This is a genomic window from Proteus sp. G4380 (assembly GCF_963885725.1).
Lineage (GTDB): Bacteria > Pseudomonadota > Gammaproteobacteria > Enterobacterales > Enterobacteriaceae > Proteus > Proteus mirabilis.
In genome coordinates, this window is sequence record NZ_CAWPAV010000030.1 from 1 (window position 1) to 10866 (window position 10866).

A 10866-nucleotide genomic window follows, 5' to 3' on the forward strand; every position below is an offset into this window, starting at 1 on the left:
ATATTTTTATATAAAAGCAGTTAAATATCTTAATGAATTCTTATGTTACTGGTAACTAAATATGACTACTAAGAAAAATAGCGAAATAATAGTATGAGATGATTTTCTCACTAAAGATATAACTAAGATTATTATAAAGTATTAGATACCAGATACTTTTTCAGACAAATATAGGGAAATAAAAACCCCCAATAATTGATTAATCAACTATTGGGGGTAAATTGAATCACTTTCTTAAGTAGAAAAACTTAATTTAATAACTTCTTAGGTTTTAATACCTTTGCAAGATCATCCGCAATATTAGCCGTTTCATCTAAGTAAGGATCAGGGCCTTCATAATCCTTCGGTAAATCATCAAGTGATTTTAGTGGTGGCTTACCCTCTAACTTAAGACGTTGGTTAATACGCTGTAATTTTATGGCTTCTAGCTCTTTATTCTCTTTTTCGCGCTCTGCAAAATTAAGAATAATAAACTTATCTTCACCTTTGGCTTTAGCTTCATTGTAGCGCTTGATATCATCAAAGATATATGAAAACTCTCTATCATTCGCGATGCGTTTAGCATGTTGATCCGTCAATGTAGGTAGTGCTTGTTTTATTTTCTCTGAATACTCAGACAGCTTATAATTAGCCGGTGGAATACTGTCCCAAGGTAAAGCATTATCTTCATTGCTTTCCCCCATTTCTGAATTATCAAAGCTTGGTAATAACAAGTCTGGTGTCACCCCTTTTAATTGGGTACTTCCGCCATTAATACGATAGAATTTTTGGATAGTGTACTGAACTGAACCTAAACTAGGCCAATCAGGACTTAACATCTGATCATAAACTCGTGTCAATGAACGATATTGTTGCACCGTTCCTTTACCAAAGGTTTGCTCACCGACAATTAATGCGCGACCATAATCTTGCATTGCAGCAGCAAAAATTTCAGAAGCAGAAGCACTAAAGCGGTTAACGATAACCACTAGTGGCCCTTTATAATAGACAACATCATCACGATCATAATCCTGGCGTACTCGACCATTATTATCACGGACTTGAACGACGGGACCACTTGGAATAAATAAACCTGATAATGCAATAGCTTCCGTTAACGCACCGCCCCCATTACCACGTAAATCAATAACTAAAGCAGATACATTGTCTTTAGCCACTTTTTGTAGTTGGGTTTTCACATCATTAGTTAAACCGACATAGAAACTAGGAATATCTAAAATAGCGATTTTATCACCATTAATCACTTTTTCGGTTAACTTGACCGCTCTATCTTCTAGGCGGATCTGTTCTCTTGTTAAAGTGATAGTTCTTGGCTTCGCCCCTTTTTCATCAGAGATAACTTCTAGTTTAACTTGGCTACCTTTAGGGCCTTTGATTAACGCGACAACGTCATCTAAGCGCCAACCAACCACATCAACCATGGGTTTATTATGTTGACCGACAGCGATAATTTTATCACCTACTTTTAGCGCTTTACTTTTAGCAGCCGGTCCGCCCGTTACCATGGAATTAATCATCGGATAATCATCATCCATTTGTAATACGGCACCAATCCCTTCTAATGAAAGGCTCATTTCTGAATCAAAGGCTTCCGTATTTCTTGGTGATAAATAACTGGTATGGGGATCAATTTCACGCGCAAAAGCCGTCATGATAATTTGGAATACGTCTTCACTTTGGCTTTGTGTTTGGCGACGTAATGCAGCTTTATAACGTTTTGTCAGTGTTTCTTTGATTTCACTGTCTGTTTTGTCAGAGAGTTTAAGTGTTAGCCAGTCGTATTTTACTTTTTCATCCCAAAGCTTATCTAATTCAGCTTGCGTTTTCGGCCATGGCGCTTTGGTTCTATCTAACTGAAATTTATCTTGTCCAGTGAGATCGATAGGTTGATTTAATCGATTTAAAGCATATTGAAAGCGCTCAAAACGTCTTTTTTGCGCAAGGTTAAACAGATCATATAAAGGACCTAATTCACCTGTTTTTAAATATTCACCCACTTTAGTTTTATCTTTATCAAACTGGGCAATATCTGACGCTAATAATACGTTATGGCTATAATCCAATAAATTAAGATAGCGATTAAAAATCTTTTCGGAAAAACTCGCGTCTAACGAGAATTGACGATAGTGGGAACGTTCAAAACGAGCGGTGACACGTTCACTCACTGTGGAATGTTGTGGCTCTTGCTTTAATGTCGGTAATTGATTAATAGTCACCATGGCTGGCGTGGCTGGTTTATCAGCCATGACAGCAGAAGTGCCTGTTAACGCTAATCCGATAGCAAAAGCCACATTTAAAAGTTTGTTCATGCTCTGGTTGGCCTCCGTATCAGAACTTTAAATGTTCCGTGCGTACATTCATTGCCAAACCGTTAGGCAATTGTACACGTACACCCTCTTTCGCTATTTCTAGCACTGTCGCATCCATCACGCTACTTCCAACGTTAACTTTCAGCGATTGACCTACAGTAAGCACTGAGATGTCTTTGACTGGGGTTAACTTTTCAGTATTTTGGCGTGGCGCTTTGCGAGGCGCTTGATTAGCTTGCTTTTGAGGGCGAGGCTGTCGTTTTTCACCATCTTTAGGTGCTTGACGACGAGGATTTGGCTTTTTCGCTGCCGGACGTTTACTGGTCTCCTTATCACCTTCAGCTTCGCGCTTTTTAGCACGTTGCTCAGCTCGTTGAGCTTGAACGCGCGCTTTCGCTTCGGCTAATTGTGTACGAGCATGTGCAATATGCTCTGCTTCCAGCTCTCCGCAGTCGTTACCATTCAAGTCGACACGTTTAGCCCCTTCTTTTACACCATAAAGGTAGCGCCAACTTGAGGTATACAAGCGTAAGGCAGAACGTAACTGTGTCTTACTCAGCTGAGTTTCATCTTTTAGATGCTCAACGAGATCTTGAAAAATACCGACTTTCAAAGGGCGTGCTTCACCCTCAGCGATAAAACACTTAGGGAAACGTTCCGCTAAAAAAGCGATGATTTCTTTACTACTGTTCAACTTAGGTTGATTTTCCATGAAATTTCCTGATTACAACGGTTTTGCCAACCAGCGCAGGCATGAACAAGCGACATTATAATAGTGTTGCCAACAATTTCTACGGCAAACGCCTGTTATCTTACACAAAATTCACAATATTTTGCGGTATGACACGTTTTTAAATGCTCGCAGAGCACGTCACACAACGCTTTAAGCCCATTTTCATCTTTTTTATCAAAACGACCAAAAATAGGGCTATCGATATCGAGAACGCCGATAATTTGTCCATTTACCTCTAAAGGTAGAACAATTTCAGACTGACTTGCACTATCACATGCAATGTGTCCACTAAATTGGTGCACATCATTAACTCTTAGAATTTTGTTTTCTGAGAATGCCGTTCCGCAGACTCCTTTTCCAAAACCAATCCTGACACAAGCCACTTTACCTTGGAAAGGACCAAGAACTAATGAGTTACCATCATTAAGATAAAATCCGACCCAATTTATCTTGTCTAACTTCTCGTAAATCAATGCACTGGTATTAGCAAGTGATGCGATAAAGTCATTTTCACCAGACAACAAGGCTGACAAATTATCAGTGAGTTCCTGATAAAAATTTAATTGTGGCATCAGAAGATCCTATTTGCATAACGAAAGCATAACTAAAATAGATAACATATCTTGTAATTTAGCTTATTTTATCTTGAGGTTGAATACAGACTTTTCAATAAGTCTACAAAAAAACGATAATACACACTAAAAGCACACAAAAAAAATCAGATACTTATTATTGTAAAATGAAAAGCGTAAATATAATAAAAATGGTAATTTGTGACCCACTGAGTATAGAGGTTTTTTTTGGGCTTAAGCTAGGATAAGCGAGAAGAAAGACCAAATAGGCGGATAAATGAGCGATTTAGTCACCAAAGAAAGCAAATCAATACATTGTCAGGAGTGTGACCACCTCGTATCACTTCCTACAGACCTCAAGCGCGGCGAAGACGCCTATTGCCCACAATGTCAAGCCAAGTTAGCGACCTATCGTGATTGGTCATTAAACCGGCTGTTAATTCTCTCTATCACCATGCTGATATTCGCGTCTATCGCTTTTACTCAACCTCTTATCAAGATCCATTTATTAGGGACCATGATATCAGCCAATGTTCTTGACGGTATTCGCTTAATGTCACAACAAGGCTCTCCATTAACGGCAACAATGGTTGCCTTTTGTGCCGTTGCCGCTCCTCTTAGTCTACCCATTGCCATTTTATATCTCCATTTAGGGGCTCGTTTACATCTAAATTTACGTCCCGTGCTATTAATGTTAGGTAAGCTAAAAGAATGGGTAATGCTGGATGTTTATTTAATTGGCCTTGGTGTTGCCACCATAAAACTAGGCGATTATGCCACAATCTATATTGGTCATGGCTTAGTTGCTTTTTCAGCTTTAATGGTTTTAAGTCTATTAATGCTTATTAACATTAATATGGATCAACTATGGCAACAGTTTTATCCGCAAAAAGAGATAAAAACGAGTCCAGCAACCTGTCATGCATGTCATTACCATTTTAAAAAGCCACCTTCGAGCCATTGCCCAAGATGTAAATCTTGCTATAGTGCTCGTCAACCAATGAGTTTGCAAAAAACCTGGGCAGCACTCATTACAGCGATGATCTTGCTATTACCGGCAAATTTATTACCTATCTCAATCTTTTATTTAAATGGCCAGCGTAATGAAGACACTATTTTTTCTGGTGTTCTCTCTTTAATTAATTCAGGTAATACACCTATTGCAATTATTGTGTTTATTGCCAGTATCTTTGTGCCTTTCTTTAAGATAATCATTATGCTGGGGTTACTATTGAGCATTCATTTTAACTCACGTATTCACCCTCTATTGCGCATGAAACTTTATCGATTTGTCTCTTGGATCGGCCGATGGTCAATGCTCGACCTGTTTGTGATTGCGCTGATGATGTCATTAATTAATCGAGATCAGTTAATGACATTCACTATGGGACCTGCAGCTTTTTATTTTGGTACAGCTGTCATTCTCACTATCCTTGCCGTTGAATGGTTTGATAGTCGTTTATTATGGGATACTTATGCAACAAGAAGAAAACAACACACAGGCAACCCAAGCCGAAATACGTCGCAAACGTAAAATTTCGACTTTTTGGTTACTCCCTGTTATCGCTATTTTTATTGCGAGTTGGTTGCTTTTCCAACACTGGCAAGAAAAAGGCGTACAAATCACCATCGATTTTCAATCAGCCTCTGGTATTGTTTCAGGGAGAACACCTATCCGTTACCAAGGTGTTGATGTAGGTATTGTACAGGACGTGACGCTCAGTAATGATTTACGCCGAGTCATTGTTACCGCTGATATTCGAAAAAACCTTGCTAATGCATTACGTAAAAATACGCAATTTTGGCTTGTTACCCCAAAAGCCAGTCTTTCTGGTGTTTCGGGATTAGATGCCTTAGTGGGAGGCAACTATATCAGTATGCTTCCTGGAGATGGGGAAAAGCAGTTTCAATTTGTTGCTCAAGAGGTTCGTCCTAAAGCCAACATTGATAAAAACCAACAAATTATCACCTTAACGGCGGATAATTTAGGCTCTCTTAATGTCGACTCTCAAGTTTATTATCGCAAAGTTCCGGTCGGTAAAGTTTACAGCTATGCCATACGTCCAGATAATCAAGGTATTTTTATCGAGCTGAGTATTGATAAACAATATGCTCATCTGATCCGTCAAGATAGTCATTTTTGGAATGTATCCGGCTTTCAGGGCAACTTTAATCTAAAGAGTGGTGCTTCTATTAAAATGGAAAGTGTTTCTGCTTTAATTAATGGTGCTATTGCCTTTGATTCTCCGGAAAATAGTCCCCCAGCCCAAGAAAATCAACAATTTGTGCTACAGTCTGCCACTTCCGTGGATGCAGGCAAAGCCTTATATGGTGAAGATGGATTAATTATCTCATTAACCAGTGAAGAGAGCTGGGGTGTAGATGCCGGGCAACCTATTCTATTTAGAGGCATTACGATAGGACAAATTATTCAGCGCAACATCAGTGATGATGGGGTTATTTTCGATGCCATCATTGCACCTGAATATAAACACTATATTTACGAAAACAGCAAATTTGTCGCTAATAGCCGAATTAACGTCAATATGGGCTTAAATGGTATTGAGATCCAAGGAGCCACACCTCAAGAGTGGCTTGAAGGCGGTATCCACCTTATTCCGGGTAGCCAAGGCGCCCCTAAAGAACAATATCGCCTTTATCGCAATGATTTTTATGCTAAAGCAAGTATTGAGGGCAATGAGTTACCTGTCACTTTGACACTTAAAGCAGCTAGTCTACCGGGTATTCAAAAAGGTTCCGTGGTGCTTTACCACCAATTCCAAGTTGGAGAAATCGTCGATGTACGGCCTTTAATGGATGAATTTGATATTGATGTCCATATTTCTAAACAATATCGTCACCTGCTTACTGAAAAGAGTGTGTTCTGGACTGAAGGTGCTGCGAAGGTTTCATTAAATGGTGCGGGATTAACGGTAGAAGCAACGCCGCTAAACCGTGCCTTAAAAGGCGCGATAAGCTTTGATAACTTTGAAAATATTAATAACAATGTTTCAAGATATAAACTTTATCCTAGCGAAACGAGTGCTAGAGCCATTGGTGCTCAAATTACTTTAAAAACCTACGATGCCAGTAAACTTTCTGAAGGAATGCCTATTCGTTATCTAGGTATTGATATCGGTCAGGTGGAAACGCTAACCCTTTCTGCGGATAAAAAAGCGGTGAGTGTATCAGCGGTACTCTACCCTGAATATGTGAAAACTTTTGCACGCTCAGGAAGCCGATTTGCGGTAGTCACCCCTGAGTTAACCGCTTCAGGGCTCGATAATTTAGATTCTCTTATTCAGCCTTATATCAAGGCAGAGCCAGGCAATGGTGGCGTATACCGCATATTTGAATTACAAACGGCAAATATTACCGACTCTCGGTATCTAGACGGCCTTAACCTTGTATTGAATGCGACTGAAGCAGGATCTGTGCAAATTGGCACACCTATCTATTATCGTGGTTTAGAAGTGGGTGCGGTAACCGGACTAGAATTAGGTAATATGTCTGACAGAGTATTGATCCACATTAGAATTAGTCAGAAATATCAATATCTGGTGCGTAATAACACAGAGTTTTGGCTTTCATCAGGTTATAACTTCTCATTTGGTTTAACTGGTGGAGTATTCCGCAGCGGTACATTTAAGCAGTTTATACGTGGTGGCATTACATTTGCTACACCGCCATCAACCCCACTCCAGGCTAAAGCAAAACAAGAGCAGAATTTCATTCTCAATGCTAAAGAGCCAAAAGAGTGGAATGAATGGGGTACTGCGATACCTAAGCCATAAACGGTAATATCATCAACTTTATTTAACACATTTATTTAAAACGGATCACAAAATTTGATCCGTTTTTTTTATTGCTAAAAAATACTTTGGAAATGACTTCCATTTATACTATGCTTAAAACTGTCCGATTAAAAAGTGCTCACCATGCTGTTCACTTTTAAGCTTAAACTATGAAAGCACAACACAACATCGCATAACCTTGGAGCTATAACATGAATAAAACAACCTTAAAAATTGCTTGTTATGAAATTGAAGATGTTACTTTGAAACACTCTTCCGATAATCAACTCACTTATGTTCATATTCCATGTGATTATGATAAAGAGTTTTGTATGCAATTAGATGGATGGGATGAAAACACCAGCATTCCTGCGCAACTGAAAGATAAAAATATTCTGCTTTATCGTCATGCCTATGACAAAGAAAACCACCATTGGATTTTAAAAGTAGCCTAATCGCATGTTAAAGCATCGTAAAAAAAGCCAGGTAAATCATTTACCTGGCTTAGGGAAAAGGCTCATTGCGAGCCGTGCGCTAAAAAGTGATACTGAATGAGAAAATAGCGTGTAAAAAACTGCTTATGCCACATCTATTTCACAACCTTATTGTTAAATAATAGCTAACAATATGTAAAGATCCAGTAAACACTCCTACCACACTTCATATTCTTTATAAAAAATCAAATAACTCATTTTTTATCTTTTAAATCAAACAAATAACAAATGTGTTTTTTTATTGCAACTCAATCAAATGATTAGTTTTTTTCACAAAGAGACAAAAATGCACTTTCTATAGCTTCCAGTGATTTTTTCTTATCAGGTGTATTGGGATCAGGAAGTAGAATACTATCAATCAGTTGAGCATTAACTTTGCCACTTTTCATTTGTTCCATGGCAATATTATTAAGTGGATATTGAGCTAAAGTTGCGGGATTAATCACAAACCAAGCACCATCAGCACGACAATTTAGCATGACTTCTTCACGGGTGAATGGCCAAGCATCACCAAACTGAAGCTTACTGACTGTTGATATTGGTGCACTGAAAGTTTGAAAAGAAAAAAGCATCAATATGCCCGCAAATAAAAAACGTTTCATGGTTATCTTCCACTTAAAAAATTGATTAATACAAGTATATATCAATCTATACAGGTGAGTTAATCGCAAAAATGGCCACTGTCAAAATAACCATGCTACCAAGTAATAACTCAAACCAACTATTAATAAGCAACCATTGAAAGTTATTCTTCTTACGGATATGAGGCACTAATACATACCTATTCACTAATGCCAATCCTAACATCAAGGCAACAAAGGCTATTTTTAGCCATAACATACTTTGGTACTCTGAGGAAAGTTGTGTTGTTGCAGGCCAACCGGGGAGTAACATAATGGCACTCACAATCCCACTAGCTATAACCAATAAAACAGCGAAGTGACCGAATAATGAAAAGCGTTTCATGGTGGCAATAATAGGCTTGATCATGCCATCAGCTAATTCATCTTTATTACGCAAAAACTGTAAGCTCACAACAAAAGGCCATAAACCACCAAACCAATACGCTCCACTAATAAGATGGATACTCTGATTTAGTTTATAAATTACAGCTTCACTACCTGTAAACATGGCACTATGGCCAATAAAAGCATGTAGCACAAGCATCAATGTTGAGATAAATAACAGACTAATATTTCTAATGCTACGTTGATGAATAAAGAGAGCGATTAATGCGAGAGAGGATAAAACTAATTGCCATTGCCAAATTTGTCCAAAAGAGGTTCCCAATACGGCTTGCCATATTGTTAGTGACCAAGCGTCTTGCCAGCCATCTCCCATAATGCCTGATTGCACTATCATCCATAAATAAGTGGAAACAAATACAGTGATAGTGCTAATCGCCAATGCTGGGCGTAAGCGTACTTGAATAAGAGGAACAAACTTTTCTTTAGCGAGAATGGCAGCCGAACAGCTCAGTCCGAACATGAACATGACTGCCACAAAATGAAAAATTCGGCATAAAATATAAACGTCTTCAGGAGTCATTATTTTACACTAAATTGATAAGAACCTTTTGTTTTGTGCCCATCGACAGAAACAACACTCCAATCTACAGAGTAGTTCCCTTCTGCTAATTCACCTTCTAATGGCAATAACAATTTTGTATTGTTAACGGGATCAAGACTTAATTTACCGACAGTAATTTCTTTACCCTCTTTATCAGTGACTTTTACTTTACTAAAGGCCAACTCAATCCCTTCAGAGAAATCGAGTGAAATCACTTTTGGTGCTTGCGCTTGTTCAATAGCCGCACCCTCTGCAGGTAATTGTGATTTTAGATGTGCGTGTGCTAAGGCTTGTTGGCATGACATGCCTAAAAATAAAACAGCGATGGCGGATAATTTGCCCCATGATGTCTTAAGTGTGTTTAATGACATAATAACCTCTTAAATTACAGGTGATTTTTCTATTTATGATAAAGAAGATTTTATAGCAAATTGACTTTAATATCTGCGCTTCTTTATCGTTGAAATAAAAGGTTGTGAACTAGCACTCAAAATATAACTTATTTAGCGCCATTTTTGTTTCAAATATCACCCTTTTTACACTTAACAAAAATATAATACTTTAATTGACACACTACACAGTTCAATACATAACCAAATAATCTAAAAGCCAAACTAAAATAGGCTATAAATCGACGACTCAAACTAGAGAATAGAAAGAACAGAAAATAGACAAAATAATAATCAGCAAAGCTTAAGAAATGATTAAATTAAAGGAGTAGAAAAATAAAAAATCGATTACGTCTATATAAAATAGTTATATGGATATGCAATATTGCACTAACTGGGTCGATAAAAAAAGCTCTACTGTGCGATTACAGTAGAGCTTATTATGTTAATCTGAGCAATGCTTATATGCACTTAACCAACCAGGTTAAAACAGCAGTATAGTTATTCTTATTATTTAAATATGCGCGGATGTAGAAAGAGCACTTAAGTCTTTATCTAACAAGAACAATGCCTTACCACCATCACCGACCATAGCAAGTTTATCCAGAATAGATTTAAATAACTTCTCTTCTTCATGTTGCTCAGCAACATACCATTGTAAGAAGTTAAATGTTGAGTAATCTTGTGTTGTCATTGCTAGGTGAGCAAGTTTATTAATTTCAGCTGTAATAAACTTCTCGTGCTCATAAGTTTTAGTAAATAAATCAGATAAAGATAAAAATTCAGCGGGTGGTGCTTCAATAGTCCCTAACAAAGGCATAGCACCTGTATCACTTAAATAATCAAATAAGCGTTGCATATGCTCCATTTCTTCACGGGAATGTGCTTTTAAAAATTTGGCAGCGCCATCAAATCCTTTATCATCGCACCAAGCGCTCATCTGCAGGTAAAGGTTAGCTGAATAAAACTCAAGATTCAGCTGTTCATTGAGTTTATTGATCATATC

General features: G+C 37.9%; 10 protein-coding genes. 3 read left to right on the forward strand and 7 right to left on the reverse strand.

Annotated features, from left to right (window positions below; translation table 11 throughout):
• Window positions 1–248: 248 nt before the first annotated feature.
• The 3 genes from prc to AACU98_RS02125 all read right to left on the reverse strand — a co-directional run bounded on the left by prc (window position 249) and on the right by AACU98_RS02125 (window position 3614).
• On the reverse strand, window positions 249–2309 hold the full coding sequence (gene prc, locus AACU98_RS02115) for a carboxy terminal-processing peptidase (RefSeq protein ID WP_004242574.1): 2061 nt from the start codon (window positions 2307–2309) through the stop codon (window positions 249–251).
• Between the two features lie 19 nt (window positions 2310–2328).
• On the reverse strand, window positions 2329–3021 hold the full coding sequence (gene proQ, locus AACU98_RS02120) for an RNA chaperone ProQ (RefSeq protein ID WP_004242572.1): 693 nt from the start codon (window positions 3019–3021) through the stop codon (window positions 2329–2331).
• A 95-nt stretch (window positions 3022–3116) separates the two neighbouring features.
• Window positions 3117–3614, reverse strand: coding sequence for a GAF domain-containing protein (locus AACU98_RS02125; RefSeq protein ID WP_004242571.1), 498 nt, complete (start codon window positions 3612–3614; stop codon window positions 3117–3119).
• A 277-nt stretch (window positions 3615–3891) separates the two neighbouring features.
• Here AACU98_RS02125 and AACU98_RS02130 point away from each other — a divergent pair, with 277 nt between their 5' ends.
• The 3 genes from AACU98_RS02130 to AACU98_RS02140 all read left to right on the forward strand — a co-directional run bounded on the left by AACU98_RS02130 (window position 3892) and on the right by AACU98_RS02140 (window position 7863).
• The gene (locus AACU98_RS02130) at window positions 3892–5148 is read left to right on the forward strand and encodes a membrane integrity lipid transport subunit YebS (RefSeq protein WP_161735438.1); all 1257 of its coding nucleotides are present in this window, start codon (window positions 3892–3894) and stop codon (window positions 5146–5148) included.
• Window positions 5090–7408, forward strand: coding sequence for a PqiB family protein (locus AACU98_RS02135; protein WP_004242568.1), 2319 nt, complete (start codon window positions 5090–5092; stop codon window positions 7406–7408). The genes AACU98_RS02130 and AACU98_RS02135 overlap by 59 nt, the downstream gene beginning before the upstream one ends.
• 212 nt (window positions 7409–7620) lie before the next feature.
• Entirely contained in the window at window positions 7621–7863 is a 243-nt protein-coding gene (locus tag AACU98_RS02140) for a DUF1480 family protein (RefSeq protein ID WP_004242567.1), read from the forward strand.
• 299 nt (window positions 7864–8162) lie between these two features.
• Here the strand turns inward: AACU98_RS02140 and AACU98_RS02145 are convergent, their stop codons facing one another.
• The 4 genes from AACU98_RS02145 to ftnA all read right to left on the reverse strand — a co-directional run.
• Window positions 8163–8504 carry a YebY family protein gene (locus AACU98_RS02145; protein WP_004242565.1) on the reverse strand — a complete coding sequence of 114 codons (342 nt, stop codon included), beginning with the start codon at window positions 8502–8504 and terminating at the stop codon, window positions 8163–8165.
• Window positions 8505–8550: 46 nt separating this feature from the next.
• Window positions 8551–9450 carry a copper homeostasis membrane protein CopD gene (gene copD, locus AACU98_RS02150; protein WP_161735440.1) on the reverse strand — a complete coding sequence of 300 codons (900 nt, stop codon included), beginning with the start codon at window positions 9448–9450 and terminating at the stop codon, window positions 8551–8553.
• Entirely contained in the window at window positions 9450–9842 is a 393-nt protein-coding gene (copC, locus tag AACU98_RS02155) for a copper homeostasis periplasmic binding protein CopC (RefSeq protein ID WP_161735442.1), read from the reverse strand. Before copC ends, copD begins: the two co-directional genes overlap by 1 nt.
• 532 nt (window positions 9843–10374) lie before the next feature.
• Window positions 10375–10866, reverse strand: a 492-nt coding sequence (gene ftnA, locus AACU98_RS02160) for a non-heme ferritin (protein ID WP_161735444.1), incomplete at its 5' end; no start/stop codon positions are given.